Annotated in this window: 18 protein-coding genes, 1 tRNA gene and 1 pseudogene; 6 read left to right on the forward strand and 14 right to left on the reverse strand. The window is 34.1% G+C overall.

From position 1 onward, the window contains the following. Positions 1-22: 22 nt before the first annotated feature. The 4 genes from H3T80_RS07265 (at position 23) to H3T80_RS07280 (ending at position 2441) form a co-directional block, all read left to right on the forward strand. Entirely contained in the window at positions 23-481 is a 459-nt protein-coding gene (locus tag H3T80_RS07265; RefSeq protein WP_110447086.1) for a cyclophilin-like fold protein, read from the forward strand. 217 nt (positions 482-698) lie between these two features. Next, positions 699-950: a LysR substrate-binding domain-containing protein gene (locus H3T80_RS12245; RefSeq protein WP_198201014.1), complete on the forward strand. Its 252-nt coding sequence runs from the start codon at positions 699-701 to the stop codon at positions 948-950. 104 nt (positions 951-1054) lie between these two features. Next, a complete protein-coding gene (locus H3T80_RS12415) occupies positions 1055-1270 on the forward strand; it encodes a LysR substrate-binding domain-containing protein (RefSeq protein WP_370548274.1) in 216 nt (71 codons plus the stop codon). An 811-nt stretch (positions 1271-2081) separates the two neighbouring features. After that, the gene (locus tag H3T80_RS07280; protein ID WP_198201016.1) at positions 2082-2441 is read left to right on the forward strand and encodes an MmcQ/YjbR family DNA-binding protein; all 360 of its coding nucleotides are present in this window, start codon (positions 2082-2084) and stop codon (positions 2439-2441) included. A 153-nt stretch (positions 2442-2594) separates the two neighbouring features. On the opposite strand, the gene H3T80_RS07285 is transcribed toward H3T80_RS07280, so the two are convergent. Continuing rightward, positions 2595-3491 carry a LysR family transcriptional regulator gene (locus H3T80_RS07285; RefSeq protein ID WP_370548235.1) on the reverse strand — a complete coding sequence of 299 codons (897 nt, stop codon included), beginning with the start codon at positions 3489-3491 and terminating at the stop codon, positions 2595-2597. A gap of 79 nt (positions 3492-3570) precedes the next feature. On the opposite strand from H3T80_RS07285, the gene H3T80_RS07290 reads away from it, so the two are divergent. Continuing rightward, on the forward strand, positions 3571-4212 hold the full coding sequence (locus H3T80_RS07290) for an NADPH-dependent F420 reductase (RefSeq protein ID WP_309146260.1): 642 nt from the start codon (positions 3571-3573) through the stop codon (positions 4210-4212). A gap of 168 nt (positions 4213-4380) precedes the next feature. On the opposite strand, the gene H3T80_RS07295 is transcribed toward H3T80_RS07290, so the two are convergent. The 12 genes and pseudogenes from H3T80_RS07295 to H3T80_RS07345 all read right to left on the reverse strand — a co-directional run bounded on the left by H3T80_RS07295 (position 4381) and on the right by H3T80_RS07345 (position 15675). Beyond that, complete coding sequence (locus H3T80_RS07295) at positions 4381-4923, reverse strand: primase-like DNA-binding domain-containing protein (protein ID WP_255547869.1); 543 nt, start codon at positions 4921-4923, stop codon at positions 4381-4383. Further along, positions 4897-5181, reverse strand: a pseudogene (locus H3T80_RS12250) (DNA primase); the annotation flags it as partial. The pseudogene H3T80_RS12250 and the gene H3T80_RS07295, both read right to left, overlap by 27 nt. A gap of 496 nt (positions 5182-5677) precedes the next feature. Further along, a complete protein-coding gene (locus H3T80_RS07300; protein ID WP_110447080.1) occupies positions 5678-5929 on the reverse strand; it encodes an integrase arm-type DNA-binding domain-containing protein in 252 nt (83 codons plus the stop codon). A gap of 183 nt (positions 5930-6112) precedes the next feature. After that, positions 6113-6188 (reverse strand) — tRNA-Ala (locus tag H3T80_RS07305). Between the two features lie 123 nt (positions 6189-6311). After that, the gene (secF, locus tag H3T80_RS07310) at positions 6312-7307 is read right to left on the reverse strand and encodes a protein translocase subunit SecF (protein WP_110448012.1); all 996 of its coding nucleotides are present in this window, start codon (positions 7305-7307) and stop codon (positions 6312-6314) included. A gap of 15 nt (positions 7308-7322) precedes the next feature. Further along, on the reverse strand, positions 7323-9179 hold the full coding sequence (gene secD / locus H3T80_RS07315) for a protein translocase subunit SecD (RefSeq protein WP_198201022.1): 1857 nt from the start codon (positions 9177-9179) through the stop codon (positions 7323-7325). Between the two features lie 58 nt (positions 9180-9237). Further along, entirely contained in the window at positions 9238-9570 is a 333-nt protein-coding gene (gene yajC, locus H3T80_RS07320; RefSeq protein WP_086359534.1) for a preprotein translocase subunit YajC, read from the reverse strand. A 182-nt stretch (positions 9571-9752) separates the two neighbouring features. Continuing rightward, a complete protein-coding gene (locus H3T80_RS07325; protein WP_110447078.1) occupies positions 9753-11468 on the reverse strand; it encodes an NADH-quinone oxidoreductase subunit N in 1716 nt (571 codons plus the stop codon). 6 nt (positions 11469-11474) lie between these two features. Continuing rightward, complete coding sequence (locus H3T80_RS07330) at positions 11475-13019, reverse strand: NuoM family protein (RefSeq protein ID WP_110447077.1); 1545 nt, start codon at positions 13017-13019, stop codon at positions 11475-11477. A 16-nt stretch (positions 13020-13035) separates the two neighbouring features. Then, a complete protein-coding gene (locus tag H3T80_RS07335) occupies positions 13036-14883 on the reverse strand; it encodes an NADH-quinone oxidoreductase subunit L (RefSeq protein WP_198201024.1) in 1848 nt (615 codons plus the stop codon). After that, complete coding sequence (gene nuoK / locus H3T80_RS07340) at positions 14880-15182, reverse strand: NADH-quinone oxidoreductase subunit NuoK (RefSeq protein WP_065577763.1); 303 nt, start codon at positions 15180-15182, stop codon at positions 14880-14882. The genes H3T80_RS07335 and nuoK overlap by 4 nt, the downstream gene beginning before the upstream one ends. Position 15183: 1 nt before the next feature. After that, a complete protein-coding gene (locus H3T80_RS07345) occupies positions 15184-15675 on the reverse strand; it encodes an NADH-quinone oxidoreductase subunit J (protein WP_110447075.1) in 492 nt (163 codons plus the stop codon). Between the two features lie 328 nt (positions 15676-16003). Between H3T80_RS07345 and ppc the strand changes: the two genes are divergently transcribed. After that, the gene (gene ppc, locus H3T80_RS07350; protein ID WP_110447074.1) at positions 16004-18646 is read left to right on the forward strand and encodes a phosphoenolpyruvate carboxylase; all 2643 of its coding nucleotides are present in this window, start codon (positions 16004-16006) and stop codon (positions 18644-18646) included. Positions 18647-18657: 11 nt separating this feature from the next. Here the strand turns inward: ppc and H3T80_RS07355 are convergent, their stop codons facing one another. Beyond that, positions 18658-19728 (reverse strand): tetratricopeptide repeat protein, encoded by a 1071-nt coding sequence (locus tag H3T80_RS07355; protein ID WP_110447073.1) that lies wholly within the window; start codon positions 19726-19728, stop codon positions 18658-18660. Between the last annotated feature and the right edge of the window lie 88 nt (positions 19729-19816).

Genomic DNA, 19816 nt, shown 5'->3' on the forward strand with positions numbered 1-19816 from the left:
TCTCACTCTAGGCGATATCATCATGATAAATAGACATCCATTACGACAATTAAACTTGTTTATAACCGCATTTATTACACTTTTGATGAGTTTCTCGGCGTTTAGTCAAAAAACTGAAAGTGCAACATTAGCAAAAATAAAACTGACTATTGACGATCAGCAAGTGATTGTCAATTTGCTCGATACTCCTGCCAGTCATCAGCTACTGGCACTGCTACCTTTAACACTGACTTTTAGTGATTATGTTGGTGCCGAGAAGATCGCTTATCTGCCACAACGCTTAATTACTCAAGGTATGGCAAGTGCCGCTCATATTTCTGGGGATTTTACTTATTATGCACCTTGGGGGAATTTGGCTCTGTTTTATCAAGGTGTAGGTACTAATTCACAATTGTATACATTGGGTCATATTGAGTCTGGCCGAACCGTATTAGCAAATTTAAAACAGGATTTTGTGGCAACACTAAGTCGTGTGGAGTAAATTAAATAAGGCATTAAAATATAAAAAAAGTGGATTTATAAAATAGTGGTAATATTATTACTTTTATCCGTTGCACTGGCAATCGCTTACCCAAGTTGGCGAGCAGCTATTTCGTACTGTTGAAACAAGTTTTGCTAAAATGGATAACGAACTTCAACAGATTGAACACTATCGAAATTGACCATCTGGCTTAGTGCGTATTAACTGTGGACTACAAGTGATTGAGACGCTACTACTCTCTAAATTAGCCCATTTTAAGGACAAATATCCTGATATTCAGTTTGAGTTTATTAGTAATAATCGTTTTGTTGATATTGTTGCAAAAGGATTTGATGTGGGTATTCGTTTTGGTAGTGGTGTTGCGGAAGATATGGTCGCTTTTTGCATTAGTCAACCTATGAAAATGGCGGTTGTAGCAACGGCTGATTATTTTCAAAAAAAGGATTTCCTAGCACGATACAAAAGTTAACACAACATCAAGGTATTGGTTATCGTTTATCCAACGGACATCTTTTTTAGTGGCAATTTGAATACTCAGGTCAAATTGTTAAAATCACCCCACAAGGACAATGGATTTTAAATGATGATTATCCAACGCTCGTTGCCGCAAAAATGGGATTAGGGATTGCTTATTTACCCGAAGAACTGATTGCAAAGGAACTGGTTAATGGTCAACTCATCCGCATTTTTAATGAGTATAGCTATACTTTTCCATTTTTATACCTCTACTATCCACATCGCAATATATCATCCGCATTACGGGTTGTGGTGAATACGTTGAGGGTTTAAATTTAAATGTGAAGATTTAGAGGATTGTTCAATTTTTAAGAAATAAAATTATAATCGTTATTAAGGGAAAGTTATGAAATATATTTTTCAAGCCCTGTTATAGGACACGAATAACTTAACTAACATGTTGAATAAAAATAAAAAATTTAGTTAATGTTTTTTTCTGTATCCTGTTTGGTATCCGATTTAATACTAGATTTGGGATAATTGCAGTTGAACTCAGTTGAGTAAGGATTTCTTGAAAGTGTTTGTATATAAGGGTTTGATTGACTTCGGTAGAGTTGTGTAGATTTGTTAATCGTGCATGGTCGGGACTTGAAAAACGTCTTTTAAACCCTTTTGGGTAAATGATTTCTATTTTTTATATTTGTTAGTGTACCCAAAAAATAAAAAGTAACCCCTAAAATTGGGTATTTTTAGTACTCTCTTATTTTTGATTTAAAGTTGATTTTTCGCAGATGTAAAAATCAGTCCAAAGAGACTGCACCCAAATTTGAGTGGTAAAGAAATTACTTCCCCATTAACATAAAATTTTATAAAAAACTGTACATACTATACATGATTTCTTATAAGCCCTATTGTATAAGGGTTTATGCTATGTATAGTCGGCATTTTAACTATACATAACTCTACATTCGAGCTGTACATAATTCAGTGGTGTAAAAATTTATTACTAGATTAGCTAAATAATGGGCTATTTATTTTTTATGATTTTGATTATTCCAAGTCAACTATAATGTTATACTTAAGGGAATAAACTTCAATGCGGTTAAGTTGTATTTTCTATATCCAACATCTTTAGGAGATTATAATGAATAGAGAAACATTATTTAACTATGCCAAAAAACATTTTCATTCAGAACCTAATTATCTGTGGGAAAATTTACCTAATTATGCAGTATTGCGACATCATCAAGATGGTGATAAATGGTATGCTATTGTTATGAATGTATCTGGCTCAAAACTTGGTATAAAAGATGATAAAGAGATTGATATTCTGGATATTAAAGCAAGACCTGAACATATAGGATCTTTAAGGAAAAAAGAAGGTATTTTGCCAGCATATCATATGAATAAAGAACATTGGATCAGCATTATTCTTTCTGGACCTTTATCAGATAAAGAAATATTCGATTTACTTACCGAAAGTTATCACTTAACTTCAAAGTAATTTTAGCCTTAGCTTTAGTATATTTGTTTATTTCCTTAAGTATCTATTTTGTATAATACAAAAAACCACCAATCAAGGCGGTTAGAATATTCATAAACAAAAAAGCAGGCTCATCTGCTTTAGGTAACCAATTTATACAGCTTATTATGATTTCTAACCTTGTTCATCTTCACCAAATTTTTGGATACAAAAATCAATAAAACATCTTAGTTTAGGTAAAACATGGCGATTAGATGCATAAAGAATATGCATGGGTCGGGTTGGTACATGATAATCAGGTAAAAGATGAACTAACAGTCCTTTTTCTATTGCTGGTGTCACCATTTCGGCTGATTGTAACATAATACCTAATCCAGCAATGGCAGCTGGTAATAGTGCATCACCACTGTCGGTCATGAATCGCCCTGATACAGGTACAGAAAAATGACCTTCAGCTCCCTCAAATTGCCAATGAGTTTGTAATGTTGTGTGAGAAAAACCTAAACATTCGTGATATTTAAGATCTTTTGGTGAATTAATCGGTGGTGAGGATTTTAAATATAAAGGGGCAGCACACAAAATCAACTGGTAAGGTTTTAATTTTCTTGCAATTAATCCACTATCAGGTAATTCGCCAACTCTGAAAACTAAATCAAATCCTTCATCAATTAAATCAACAATACGATTAGTAAGTGATAAATCAATGGAAATTTCTGGATAAGTGCTTAAAAACTCGGGTAACTGAGGTGCTAATGCATGAGTGCCAAATGTTGTTGGTGCACTAATCTTAATTCGCCCTCGAGGTATGGCATTAATTTGTGCTGCAATCGCTTCTGACTCTTCAACTTCGGCAAGAATATTTTTGGCACGTTCATAAAATGCACGTCCTACTTCGGTTAAGCTCTGGTGACGAGTTGTTCTATTTAACAAACGAACATTTAGGTGTTCTTCAAGCATTCGGACATGTTTACCGACTAATTGTGGTGACATATTAAATACGTTCGCTGTAGCCGAAAATGAGCCTAATTCAACGGCTTTCACAAAAACAGACATAGAAGTTAATCTATCCATTAGAAACAATTTGTTTTTAAATATGAAATATAACTGAAATTTATCACTTTTTATTTCTATTGTATAGTTTTATCAATTCATTCATAAACAGGAGATAAAAATGAAAATTGCTATTATTGGAACAGGAAATATGGGGACAGGACTTGCAAATGTACTTGCCACAACAAATCATGATATTGTAATTGCAAGCAGAAACTCAGCAAAAGCTCAGACTCTCGCAAAAAATATAGGCGCTGAAAGCGGTTGTATTGAAACTGCGGTAAAATCAGCCGAAATGGTGATTTTAGCACTACCTTATCAAGCCGTAAAAGAGGTATTACTCTCTTGTGGTGATTTAACCGATAAAATATTAATTGATATAACTAACCCAGTTACGGAAGACTTTAAAGAGTTACTGATTGGTCATGTCACATCAGGCGCAGAAGAAATTCAAGCATTGGCACCAAAGGCGAAAATCGTAAAAGCATTTAATACTATCTTTGCTCAATTATTACCTACATCAGCACGAACAAAACAAACTTTGCAAGTTTTTATTGCTTCTGATGATGATAACGCGAAAACCGTTGTATCAAACATTGCTAATTCAATTGGATTTGAACCGATTGACGCTGGTTCTTTGTGTAATAGTCGTTTTATTGAACCTATTGGTGCAATGAATATTCATTTTGCCTTTTTCCTTGGGCAAGGACCAACTGTAGCCCCGATTTGGGTCAAAGCATAAATACGAAAATAATAGTCAATTTTGTTATTTAATTCATAATAAACAAAATGATATTAAAATTTATATTTCTAAATAGTCGCCATGTACGGTCTATATTTTAACTCTATATTCGTACTATACAAAAAAACCGCCAATCAAGGCGGTTTAAACATTAATAAATAATTAGCTTTAGATAGGCTCTTCCGCTTTAGGTAACCAGTCTTTGCTGACGTTTAAAGTAAGTTCTAAATTAGTTTTATTTCCTGCTGTATAGCGCTTCTTCATGTATTGCTTGCCGTTCTCGTTCATTGCATAACTTAAAGATGTGCCGAACTGGGTAAGGGATAGGGGATTATTCAGCCCTGTGTTACGGATGTATTCGATATAAGCATGGTAAAGATACTTTCTTGGATTAAATGGCGTAATTCCAAGATTTCCTATTAACATACCGGTAGGGTTGTTTAACGCGTCAAAATAGCTACAGAAATCGACTAAATGGTCCGATTCTCTTTTAATAGTCGTTGCTTCTTCTGATTGTTGCTGTTTGTGTAATCGTTCTTTGACATCATTAGGGTTAGAGAACTCATTAAGTAGCAGTCTAACAATTGAGGGTAGCTCTTGCTCTATTTTGCTAACCAAGTTTAAATCTCGCTCTTTTTCTGGTATAACCTCGCCAAAGTGAAATATTACTCTTCGCCTTGATATGCCCCCGTTGCGCTCATTAAATCGCATGGCTTCGTTGTTAATTACTAACACTACTGCTGGAATCTTGCAGGAATAGGGTTGCTTATGTTTAGGGTCAATTGCGACTTCATCACCGCCAGTAATCGCTTTTAATCCTGCGCCACTGCCCATGTAACGTGGTTGGTCGGGTAATATGACTAATGAGTAACCCACGATTAAGGCTCTGTCCCTTGCCTTTTCTAATGCGTCCATAGTGCCTATTACAGTATTGTTTTTACCTGATAACATCGTCGCAATTTCAGCAAAAACACTTTTACCGCGTTAATAATTGCCATTCAATCAAGCAACGCGTTTGTAATTCGATTCGGGCCATAGTAAGGGATTGCATAAATTGGGGAAGCTCTTGCGCGTTTATTGTTGGCATCTGCCCTTTTATAGGGCTTTCAAGCATCTTTTATCTTGGCTGCTGGGTTAGCATCAATCAAGCCTATATTCACCGCATAAAACATAACCTAATTGATACGTTGGCAAAGTCTTTTAATTGTTTCTAATTTACCATTAGCTCTTAGTGGCTCCATGGCCTTAATAAATTCTTTTGCTTTTCATTTAAAGATTGATTTATCACCAATATAAGGAAATAAATGTAACTCTAACGATTCCCACGTTCTTTTAAGGTGCTTTCAGTTAATCCTTTACCACTTTTAACTTTAAACCAATCAGCGGCTACCTTTTTAAAGGTGCTAGTAATTTCGTCATGCTTGCGTTGTTCTTGTTCTGCTTTGTGCTCTTGAGGATCTACACCTTACTTTATTAATTCTCGCGCTTCATCTCGTTGTTTTCGTGTTTGCTGTAGTGAAACCTCAGGATAACTACCGAAGCTAATTAATGCGCCCTTTTTGGTATACGGACGAGTATACTTAAAACGCCAGATTTTAGAATTATTCGATTTAACTAAGAGATACATACCACCGCCATCAAATAAAGAGTAATCTTTATCTCTTGGTTTGGCGGTTTTTATTTGGGTGTCTGTTAATGGATGTGTTTTCCTTCCCATAATTATTTAAGGTATACGATATATAGGTATATTGCATCTGTATACCTAAGCGTATACCTAAAAATTATGGTTGTAAATGTACCTTACTGATACTTAATGGGCAATGAAATAGACATTAAGGCTTGTTATTACTGGATTTGGTGTACTTTGTAGGGTTTAAAAGAATGTTATTGATTATTGAATTGGTGGAGCCAAGGGGGATCGAACCCCTGACCTCAACGCTGCCAGCGTTGCGCTCTCCCAGCTGAGCTATGGCCCCTAAAGGGATAAAAAACTGTGGCTAATAATATGCAACTAGTTAAAGGGTGTCAAATAATTTAATATTATTTGCTCAAAAAACAAGCTAACAAAGCTCTGTCAGTCTATGACAGAGCTTAAATGATTAACGTAAAATTGCGTTTTGATCCGCGCCTTCTGCTTCAACTTTTGGTGGCATAAAGTGTTCACGTTTCACACCTAATTTAAGCGACATATATGCTGCTACATAAATTGATGAAATTGTACCTAACACAATACCAACCCCTAATGTTTCAGAGAAACCTTTTAACATTGAACCACCGAAGATATATAAGATAATAACAACGGCTAACGTTGTGCCAGATGTCATTAAGGTTCGATGTAATGTTTGGGTTAACGAAATGTTGATAACATCATACGGCGACGCACGTCGTATTTTTCTAAAATTCTCACGAATTCGGTCGAATACAACGATAGTATCATTAAGAGAATAACCAATGATAGATAACATTGCTGCAATAATGGTTAAATCCAACTCACGATCAAAGAGTGATAAATAACCAGCGGTAATAACCACGTCATGGGCTAATGCTACAACAGCACCAGTACCAAATCGCCATTCAAATCGAAATGCAATATAGATTAAGATACAAATTAATGCGGCGCAGATCGCCAAAATACCATCTTGAGCTAATTCAGAACCAACCGTAGGACCAACGAATTCAACTCGCTTAATTTCAGCATTACTATCAATATCTTTATGTACTAAATTAGAGATTTTAGTACCTAATGCATTATCAATTGCAGATGATGCACTACTCTCATTTTGATTGGCGGTGGCTAATCGGATAATAATATCTTTACTACTACCATAATACTGAACGACTGGCTCATGATAACCTGCATCACGTAAACTATTACGTAAATCATCAAGATTTACAGCTTTAGTTACTGTCAGTTCAACGGTGGTACCACCGGTAAAATCCTGTCCAAGATTAAAGCCTTTAACAAGAATAACCACAAATGAAACAACAACCAATAACATTGAGATAACAAAAGCAATAAAGCCAAATTTTAAAAAGTCGAGTACTCTTCGTCCATGATTTAGTTCTCTAACATCATGATTTTCTTTTTTATTAATAGTCACAATAAACCTCTAAATTGATAACTTATTGACGCGACGACCACCATAAATAAGATTGGCCAGAGCTCGAGTCCCTACGATCGAGGTAAACATCGATGTTACAATACCGATACCTAATGTAATGGCAAAGCCTTTGATAGAACCTGTACCTACTGCATAAAGAATAATCGCAGTTATCAATGTAGTAATATTGGCGTCAAAAATACTACTCCAAGCACCAGCATAACCTTCGTTAATTGCATGTTGGACACCTCGACCATTACTGAGCTCTTCTTTTATACGCTCATTAATTAAAACATTCGCATCGACCGCCATACCTACAGTTAGTACGATACCAGCAATCCCCGGCATACTTAATGTTGCTCCAGGTAATAAAGACATTGCACCAACAATTAGAATTAAGTTTGCAACTAATGCAAGACTAGCAAATACACCAAATAGACGATATACCACTAACATAAAGATTACCGAAATTAATAATCCCCATACACAAGATTCTAAACCTTGAGTGATATTTTCTTGCCCCATTGATGGCCCAACGGTGCGTTCTTCGATTATTTGGATCGGCGCAATCAAGGCTCCTGCTCTTAATAATAGTGATAAATTTCTAGCTTCATCAACACTACTAATCCCAGTTACTTGGAATCGGTCACTAAAAATACCTTGGATCGTTGCTACATTGATAACTCTCTCTTGTTTTTCAAGAATAGGTTTATCATTTTCATCACGTTTTCCAGTATCTTTATATTCAACAAATAATGTTGCCATTGCTTTTTTCAGATGTTTCTGCGTGAAATCAAGCATGGTTTTGCCACCAGCACTATCTAAGTTAATAGAAACTTCTGGTTGGCTATATTCATTTACTCTAAATGAAGAATCGGTAATATGATCACCAGTTAATACCACACGTTTATAAAGTAAGACCGGACGACCATTTTCCATATATTTTATTTCAGAACCATATGGAACACGCATTTCACCTTTTAAAATAGCTTCTAAGTTAGTTGAACCATCTTCATTTACTTGCCTAAACTCAAGGGTTGCAGTTGCACCTAAAATTCGTTTCGCTAATGCAGTATCTTGAATACCAGGTAACTCAACAACAATACGATCAGAGCCTTGACGTTGAACAATTGGTTCAGCAACACCTAATTGATTAACACGATTACGTAAAATGGTAGTATTTTGTTGTACAGCATCACTTTTAGCTTGTTGCAGGCGCTGTTGGCTAACACTAATAACGATGCTATTTTCACTTTGCGAAGTTAATTCATAATCTAGCAATCCATTAATTTTAGTAATAGCTTTGTTTCGATCTTCTGTATTATCGAATTGCATTAAGATTTGTTGATTACTACTTTTATTTAATGCTTTGTAATTTAAATTATTTTTATTGAACTCTGCTTTTAAATTTTCAATCGATTGTTCTGTCAATTTACTTAACGCAGTAGTCATATCTACTTCCATTAAGAAATGCACACCACCACGCAAATCGAGCCCTAATTTCATGGGTTCGGCACCAATCATCGTTAACCATGATGGTGTTGCAGGCGCTAGATTTAGTGCAACAGTATAATCATCACCTAATTCTTGTGATATTAATTCCTTAGCTTTCAGCTGAGTATCATTATCACTTAAACGAATTAAAATAGATTTATTTTCATAAACCAGTGATTTAGGTTCAATTTGATTTTTCACCAAAAGTTGTTTGACTTTATCTTGCGTAGCAACATTAATTTCGGCACTATTTGAACCTGAAATTTGTATAGCGGGATCTTCACCATAAATATTTGGAAGAGCATAAAGTAGGCCGACGCAAATCACGACGACCAACATAATGTACTTCCACAAAGGATAGCGATTTAGCACGACATATTCTCTTGTGGGATTAGATAATTAATACAATGAATTATAATAGGAAAATCTATTATAATGATTTCATTGTTCCTTTTGGTAATACTGATGTGATAAAGTCACGTTTGATAACAACTTCAGTTGTATCATTTAACTCTAACACAATATAACCATTTTCATTAACTTTTGATACTCGACCAATAAGTCCACCATTAGTTAATACTTCATCACCTTTTGAAATAGAAGCCATTAACTCGCGATGTGCTTTAGCACGTTTTTGTTGTGGACGCATAATCATAAAATAGAAAAATAGTCCAAACACGACTAACATGATAGGTAAAAAATAAGGATTTGCTTCAGCACTAGCACCATCAGCTGCGTATGCATTAGAAATAAAAAAGTCCATATTGGTCCTCTTAATGTATATAAAAATATTAAAGTGCAGAATTATAACACAATAAATAAATCGATTATTAACTATTTCTTGCCAATATCTTTTAAGTCAACAACAAATATCGTTATTATTAACTATTTTATTCAATTAACTAAATAAATACAGTACCCACTAACAATCAACCAGCAAAAAAATTAAGTCGTTAAATATTGTGCCATACTAACCAGGTTAAATAACCATTTAGGATAAACACCACATACCATGGTTAAAAATGCTGCGATAACAATAAACAATTCACTCACTTTTATATCTCGCCACTTCAATTTAATAATAGAATTATTACTGGAGAAATCATCACGATTGATAGGCCTGATATAAAGATTGAGAATAAGTCTTGAGTAGAAATATAATCCTATGGTACTACCAATCACTACTGCAGCAATTAACCACCATAATTCAGCCGTAACCCCTAATAGAACTAAAAGAAAACGCCCCACAAAACCCGCAGTAAGTGGTGCTCCTGCTAGAGATAATAAACCGACTCCCATTGCTAAGGCTAAAATAGGTCGACGCCAAAATAATCCTGAAAGATCAATTTCCTTTTCATGATCCTGTAACTCATTGGAATGGGATTCTAAGCTGATCACGCCTAAAACACAGATGTTGGCAAAAATGTAGCCAATTAAATAAACACCTATTGTTTCTAAAGCGAGCACTTGATACTGCACGGCAATTAATGCCAGCAAAAGATAACCAAAATGAGCAATTGATGAATAAGCCAGTAACCTTTTTAAGCTACTTTGCATTAATGCCGATAAATTTCCCCATAGAATTGAACAAAAGGCCATAATAACCAAAATAATACGGATTGTTTCATTATTCACTATTGGCGCTAATAAAAATAGTCTGGCAATAGCACAAAACACAGCAACTTTACCTACAGTTGATAGTAGTAATGAAACAACAGTCGGAGCCCCTTGATAAACGTCGGGTAACCAAAGTTGAAAAGGTACCAGCGAAAGTTTAAAACCAATACCAACTAACATTAAACAAATACCGATTAATAATAAAGTACTTGGATAAGTCATAGTTGATAATTGATAACTTAAACCACTAAATGTGAGCTCACCAGTAGTTGCATAATAGAAAGCAATTCCCATTAACAAAAATGAACTAGCAATGGCGGACAAAATCATATATTTAATCGCAGCTTCAAGCGCATGAGTTTGGATATATTGATAGCCTATTAAACCTATAAATGGAATTGAAAGCAACTCAATGCCAAGAAAGAATGACATTAAGTGGCTAGCATAAACTAAAGTTATTCCGCCTAACGCCATAAACAGTAAAATTAGATAGAATAATCCATGGTTGATTTTTTCTTGTACAAACCATCGATAAGCTAATGATGAAACCACAATTGAAATAATTAAAATTAAGCAGGTATAAAGTAATCCATAACCATCACAAGTAAATAATGCAGTAACATGACGTGCTTGCCATTCGTTATTGGTATCATACTGCTGAGTATCATCAACCTGAGGGAATGGTCCAACCATATCATTATTTTCCGCAATAGATTCGGTAACTTCTTCACTTGTTGAGGCGGTGGTTTCTTGCTCCGTAGGTACGGTATCAATAGCGACTGTTTGTTCTGTTGCAGATGTTGTATCGGTATTCTCTGCTGGCGAAGAAACCGATATTTGCATATTATCACTACTAATATCTGATATTGCTTCGGTATTAAAGGAAATTTTATACCCCAAAAATGCTGAGCCGATTAGTGCAAAAATTAATCCCGATATGGTTAAAGTAGCACATTTTTTAGTATCTATTTTAAAAATAAATAGTGCGATGAGCAAAATTATTATGGCAAAGCTCAATATAAATATTGGCAATAAAGCTATCATAAGTTATTACTCTCCCACTCGTTCGGTAATTATATATTGCAGTGTTTGGTTAACAATAGAATAAGACATATCTAAAACCATTTTTGGATATAATCCAATAAAAATTAATACAATAAGAACACTAGACAATAGAAAAATATCTTTTTTACTCAGCAAGTGTTTTGTAACCGTAATTTTATCAACTTCACCATAAAAAATAGGTTGCATGCGAATAATTAACGATATCGACAATAACAATAATCCAATTGCTAATAAAATAGTGTAATAAGGATATGAATTATAACTACCTAATAACATCATATAATTACCTATGAAGTTAGCGGTTCCGGGAATACCTAACACAGCTAACATGAAAAACAGAGTAAAAGAAGACAAATACTTTACTTGTTCTTTTAAGCCAATAAATTGGTTAATATTTCGAGTTAAATAGCATTCTGCTAATAAACCACTTATTATAAACATACCAACAATAGCTAAATTAATCGCTATCATTTGAATAACAACACCTTGGAAAGCAATAACTGAGCCGCTAAAGATAATCGCCGTCACAAACCCCATTAAAGCAATATGGATATAAGCAATCAGTTTCTTAATATCGGTTTGATTAAAAGCAAGTAACGCGGTGTAAAATAGCGTGCATATAGCTAATACTAAAATAAACGGCATAATCGCTAACGAAGCATTAGGGAAAAGAGGTATCACAAAACGTAATAAACCAAATGCCGCCGTATTAACTAATAAACCACTAATCATCATCGAACCACTTGTTGAAGATTCGATATGTGCCTCAATAAACCAATTATGAAAAGGGATTAAAGGAATTCGTATAATAAAAGCGGCTAAAAATCCTAGCATTAATAAAAATTCGGTATTACTTGAAATCGGCGTCTTAGTTAAAATTTGATAATCAAAAGTCCATTTTGCCGTTAGATTCCAGTTGATCAAAGCCAACGACACAATCGATATTAGCATTAGTAGGCTACTTATCTGAGTGTAAATTAAAAATTTACTAGCCCCATTAAAACGTAATTGAGAATTTAAATCGCGTCTGCCCCACAATGAAATTAAAAAATAAATTGGAATAGCTACCGCTTCCCAGAAGAAAAACATTAAAAACAGATCAGTAATTACGAATAACATCATAATGGCTGATGTCATAAATAATACACATAAATAAAACAATCCGACATTATTAAGATTTTCTTTACTAGAATAAACAATAACTAACAATACAATAAAGAGTGTTGAACTAATAACAATCAAAGATAAACCATCTAATACCAGATGAAAATGAATGCCAAGTAAAGGTATCCAATCAATATTAACTTCTTTAATCCAGTTTGGACTTTGTTCTAAAGCACTATTTGCATCTGCCCATAAAACAATTACCAAAATAAATGTGATTAATATGGTTGTAAGAGCAATCATCATTGGTAAACGTTGCCAACGCAACTGTATATCGGTTGAAGTCACGATTCTTTGTAAAAATACATGACAAAACCAACCAATAAATCCACCAATTACAGGTAAGAAAACAAGCCATAACAACATTAAGTTCACACCTTTATCAAATAAAAATCAATAACATTAATATAATAATGCTACCTATTACCATTGAAACCATATACCATCTTATTTGTCCATTTTCTAAACTGACAATATAGGCATTTATTTTCTTTATACCCCACATAATCCAATCATCCCATAAGGCTAGTGGATCCTTTTTCAATAAGTTTGCTAAATAAATATACGGTTTTACAAAAAAATTATTTAACAAATAGTCGAATCGCCAATCACTTTTACATAATTTTCCTAACGATTTGATCATCGGAGTATTAAGAATTTCATGAACTTCAGCATTCGGATGAGCATAAAGAATATATGCAATGACAAAACTTAATAGGGTTACTGCACACAATAATATTCTAAATGGGATTTGACCTTGTGTATCTAAATTGGCTAGTGGGATTATCCCTTGTATCGGTAATGGTAAGTAGATAAACAGTGCCGTAGTAAATATCAATAAAATAAAAATCGGATAATAATTTATTTTTCTGATTCTTATTATTTTTTCAATTTTAATTGAATGATGAAAAACTAAAAATATCAAACGCCAAATGCATAAACTCGACAATAAAATTCCTAATAAGCCAATAGTACCGGCCATTAAGCTATCTTGAACCATTAAACCCCAGATAATATCGCCTTTAATATAAAAAGATGCGGAGACCCACGGTAAGGCACTAAGTGATAACATGATGACTAAGAAAATTGCATATAAGACTCTATTAGACTTTAACAAGCCACCAAGTTTATTGATGTCCCGTTCACCTTGGCACTGTTTGATTAAAATTGCAGAAGCAAGAATGAGTAAAGTGCTAGTAACAGTATAATTAATCAAACAACTTAAGGATAAATTCCAGCTCTGTGTCGAAAATGCATAAAATAGATAACTTATTTGCGCTAAATTAATATAAGTTATAATCTGTTTTATATCATTTTGAACCAAAGCAATACTACTAGCAAAAATAACAGTTAAAGAAGCGAATAAAAGCATTATATAAAGCGTATCACTTGACATCATAAACAGATTACTTAGCCTTAGGACTAGATAAACACCAGCGAATATAACAGTAGATGATTGCAATAACGCGACAGCAGGCATCGGTGCTAGTGTTGTTTCTTTGAACCATGAATGCATTGGGAAAAGCGCTGATTTACTCATAGCGCCAAGGAATAACATCAACGTAATCCAAAAAATAATGTCTGAATCAACTGCTAAGTCATTATGTGCTTTTATTAAAATATCACTGATTTTTAATGTTTCTAAAGTCTGATAAAGTAAAAATATACCTATGATTAGAAAAATATCAGTTAAATGCATCATAACAAATGCTTTAACTGCTGCATAACTATTGCGAGTTTGTTTGTAGTAGATACCAATAAGTAAGTAAGTACTTATACTTACCCCTTCCCAACCAAGTAACATCACAAACAAATTATCAACAAGAACAACCGTTAACACACTTGCTATCAGTAAATTGCTATATGCATAAAAAGTGTAAATATCTTTCCTCGATTTTAAATAACAGGCAGCAAAAAAATAGATCAACAAACCAAAGAATGATATTAATACCAAGAATGTCAGTGATAAGCCATCTAGCGTTAAAGATATAGGAACATCAAAATCACCAACTGAAAACCAAGTCCATAAATTTCTTGTATAAACCAATGTCATATCTGGAACTGTATTGGTAGTAAAATCAATACAAGAAAATATTGTTATTAATCCAACAAGAAACATCGTACAAATCCCGATTAACATAACATTAATGGATTGTATTTGTCGCCCATAACAGACTAATATCAAGAAAGATAGCAATGGAACAATGATAGTTAAATAAAGTAAATTCATCCTTTCATTTCACTCAATGAGTCAATATTAAAGTTTTTACGTCGATAAATTAATTTTACCAATAAAGCAAGCCCGACAGATATTTGAGCTAATACAGCCGTTACCGCTAATATAGCAAGCACCTCTCCATCGGATTGTTGCCAATAACTACTTGCGACAAAAAGTGCAGCGATGGCCCCATTATTCATGATGACAAGACTTAACAATAAGAAATAGAGATTACGTCTAATCATTACCCCTAAAAGTCCTATTACAAATAAGATTGAGGCAAAAATCAAACCATACATAAGTGGTATCACATTATTTCTCCGACAGCATTCGATGCATAAAATGATAAGATATAACTGCAGCGCCTAATAATAAAAACGCAGCTAACTCAGCCATTAATACATAAGCATAGATTGACATTTGGTGCATCAATTCATGCGATTCAGTGAATTGTGTATAGTCAGTACTTACTACGCCATAAATAAGAACAACTAATAAAATAAATGCTAAAACTAATGGCCCTAGCCAAATTTTAGGACTAATACCATGTTTACCATTTTCAACATTGTCACGACGTATTTCCAGCATTAAAGAAACAGCTCTAAACAGAATGACTGCTCCACTTATAAAAAAGAGAATATATAAAACAGCCGAAATATACGTTTCAAGGAGAATAAATATTAATGCTGATGCAAAAAGTGATATAGCCAGATATAAAATTGCTTTTTCTACTCGCCGACAAAAAATCACTTTTATACTTGCAACAACAGCAATTATCGATGCGATATAAAAAACAACGATCATTAATTCATCCAATACCTATTCATAATGCCACTAGTATATACTTAATTGACAACAATATACAGTTTACTAACCTAGTGTTAATGCAAAAAAGTCTTTCTAAATAGAATATTAACCTTTCATAATAGTCAGGATATTTATTTAGCAAATATAATAAAAACAATAGAAATAATAAAATCCATAAAATTTTATTATTTAAATTCAATACAACATTGTTATAAAGTATGTATTCTGAGCGATTAACCTATATTTATACCTTTTTCTTTAAATTGTCATTTTAATCATGCAGCTTAAAGGTACTTAGGCAAAATATAAACAAGTAGAGAATAGAATGAATAATCAATACTCATCGATGCGAAGCAACGTCAACATGTTAGGCACCCTATTGGGCGATGCAATTAAACGCGCAACAGGTAATGAAACTTTCGATTTAGTCGAAAAAATCCGTCAGTTATCCAAATCGGCGCAACAAGGAAATAAACAAGCGCATAACGAATTACTTAAGTTAATAGAGAATCTTAATGATCAAGATCTACTTCATGTTGCACGTGCATTTAACCAATTTTTAAATTTAGTTAACACTGCTGCAGAGTATTATGGTATTTCGCCTCATGGCGAAGCATCAAGCAGTCCTAAAAAAATGACTGAATTATTCAAATCACTTAAAAACTTAAATTTTGCCCCTCAGACTATTTCACAAGCGATTAATAATTTATCTATTGAGTTAGTACTTACTGCTCATCCAACGGAAATTAACCGCCGCACAATGATTAATACTTATACCGCAATTAATAGTTGCTTATCACAACTTGACCATAATGATTTAGCCGATTATGAAAAAGAACGGATTATGCGTCGTTTAAAACAGCTCGTTTGCCAAGCATGGTATACCGATGAAATTCGTAAAAAACGCCCTACTCCGCTTGATGAAGCTAAGTGGGGATTTTCGGTTATTGAAGATAGTTTATGGGAAGGTGTTCCTTTATTTTTACGTGAGTTCAATGACCAGCTAGTTGATTCCTTTAATGAAGAACTATCCGTTGAACATGTACCAGTTAAATTTACCTCATGGATGGGCGGAGATCGAGATGGCAACCCAAATGTGACAGCAAAGGTGACTGAAAAGGTCATGTTACAAGCCAGATTAAAAGCAATCGAATTATTTTTAGCTGATATTCAGATTTTAGTTCGTGAATTATCCATGACAGAATGTAGTCAGTCGGTTATTGATTTATTAAACGAACAAAATAAAACAGCATCAGAGCCTTACCGAGCGGTAATGAAACAACTACGGTCTCGTTTAGTTAAAACTCATAGTTATATCGTTTCTCTATTAAACAATGAGCAAGTTTTAGCACCAGCCGATCTGTTGACTAAAAATGAACAATTATGGACACCACTTTATATCTGTTATGAATCTTTAATAGAGAATGGCATGTCAACTATTGCCCATGGGCCATTATTAGATACATTAAGACGTATTAAAAGCTTTGGGTTGCAATTAGTTCGATTAGATATTCGCCAAGATAGTTCTGTACACACAGAAGCATTAGACGCCTTAACTAAAGAACTTAATTTAGGTAGTTACGCCTCATGGACAGAAGAAGAAAAACAGGAATTTTTATTAGCTGAATTACAATCTAATCGACCATTACTTCCTTATAATTGGCAACCTGATGAAATGGTTCAAGAAGTATTAGATACCTGCCGAGTTATCAAAAAAGCTGGTGAGGAATCAATTGCTTCTTATGTAATTTCAATGGCCAAAGCACCTTCTGATATTTTGGCTGTTTATTTACTTCTAAAAAGTGTTGATTGCCAAAAAAATATTCCTGTTGCGCCTTTATTTGAAACCTTAGAAGATTTAAATAATGCTAAATCTGTTATGCAAAAACTTTTAGATATTCCTTGGTATCGTGAAAAGATCAATGGCAAACAGATGGTAATGATTGGCTATTCAGATTCAGCGAAAGATGCAGGATCGCTTGCTGCGTCATGGGCACAATATCGGTCACAAGAAGAACTAGTCAATTTATTTGAAAAATATAATATCAACTTAGTATTATTCCATGGTCGTGGTGGTTCAATTGGACGTGGTGGTGCACCAGCTCATGCGGCTTTACTTTCACAACCACCAGGATCACTTAAAGGTGGTTTACGTGTTACCGAACAAGGTGAGATGATTAGATTTAAGCTTGGTTTACCTGAGGTTGCACTTAGTAGTTTAATGCTTTATGCCTCAGCGATTTTACAAGCAAATTTACTTCCACCTCCAGAGCCTAAGCAAGTCTGGCGAGATATTATGGATGAAATGTCAGATTATTCTTGCCAATGCTATCGAAGCTATGTTCGAGAAAAAGCTGAATTTGTCGATTATTTTAGAGCCGTTACACCAGAAGCTGAACTAGGTAGATTACCATTAGGTTCTCGTCCACAAAAACGTCGAACAGGTGGGGGGATTGAGAGCCTACGAGCAATACCATGGATTTTTGCTTGGACACAAAACCGTTTAATGGTGCCATCATGGCTTGGTGCAGGTAGTGCACTTAGAGTTGTTATCAGTGAAGGCAAAAAAGAGCAATTACAAGATATGTATCATAATTGGCCATTTTTTAATGCTCGTTTAGGAATGCTAGAAATGGTTTATGCCAAAGCAGCACCAAATATTCATGAATATTATGAACAACGTCTAGTTTCTTCTACATTATGGCCATTAGGTGATGAATTAAGAAATTTATTAACTGAAGATATCAATACTGTACTAACGATCACAGATGATATTAGCTTAATGGCAGACTTGCCATGGATTGCCGAATCAGTCGCATTGCGTAATACTTATATTGAACCTCTTAACTTATTGCAAGCCGAATTATTGAGTCGTTCTCGTAAAAATAATGATGAAAATAGTATCGTTGAACAAGGATTAATGATAACTATTTCAGGTATTGCAGCTGGAATGCGAAATTCAGGATAATAAAAAAGGGCTTATTCGCCCTTTTTATTTTGAGAAAGTTGTTCCAAATATGCTTTAGCATCTTCATCACCTTGCTCGCTAGCTTTGGTGAACCAATAGATAGCTAACTTGATATTTTGTTTAACATCCTGACCTTCAAGGTATTTAATAGCTAAATTATATTGAGCATCAACACTTCCTTGATTGGCGGCTTTATTATACCAATCTATAGCTTTTTTCTCGTCTTTAGGGACCCCACCACCGACATCATACATAACAGCAATATTATATTGGGCATCAGCATTACCACCCTCGGCTGCTTTAGTAAACCAATAAGCTGCTTGAGTATTATCTGGTCTTGTCCCCGAGCCTGTTGCATACATAATACCTAAATTATACATTGCCAATACATGGCCTCGTTCTGCGGCTTGCGTATAAAAATAAAGTGCTGCAACATAATCCTGAGTTAAACCATCACCATTTTGAGACATTAATCCTAAATAATATTGTGCTTCAGCATTATTATCTTTTGCAGCTTGACTAAACCAATCAGCAGCAATCATTCGATCTTTTTCGACATCATCACCAAAAAAGTACATAATACCCAAATTTAAATAGGCATCATAAATACCTTGATCACCGGCTTGAGTAAAATAATTAATCGCAGCAGAAATATCTTTAGCAACTCCCTCTCCATTTTTATACATTAACGCTAAATTATATTTAGCTAAAGCGTAATTCTGATCTGCAGCCAATTTAAAAAATTTAAATGCTTCAGATAAATTTACTTTGGTTCCTAATCCATTTTGATACATATAGGCTAAATTGTTTTGTGCCCTAGCTGATCCCTGTTCAGCAGCTTTATTAAACCAAAAAAAGGCTCTTAAATCATTAACTTCAACACCTAATCCTTGTTTATAAATGGTACCGAGAGTATATTGTGATTGCATATCACCCTTTTCAGCAGCAAGTAATAAAGAAGGTATTAGTGAACTAGGATCGCTCACTTTTAATTCCGTATCAGGCTGTGTTTTAGCTTCAATTGCCATTACTCCACAAGAGATAAATAACATCAAAGCCAATATAATTTGAAGTTTTTTCATAATTGTCTAAATGCCATAATATTGGCAATAATTATACATAATTGCCCTAAAAGGGAATAGTTTTGTTTTGCAATAAACGTTATCCATT

Origin of the sequence: Gilliamella sp. W8145, assembly GCF_016101145.1 — a bacterium.
Taxonomy (GTDB): Bacteria; Pseudomonadota; Gammaproteobacteria; order Enterobacterales; family Orbaceae; genus Gilliamella; species Gilliamella apis_A.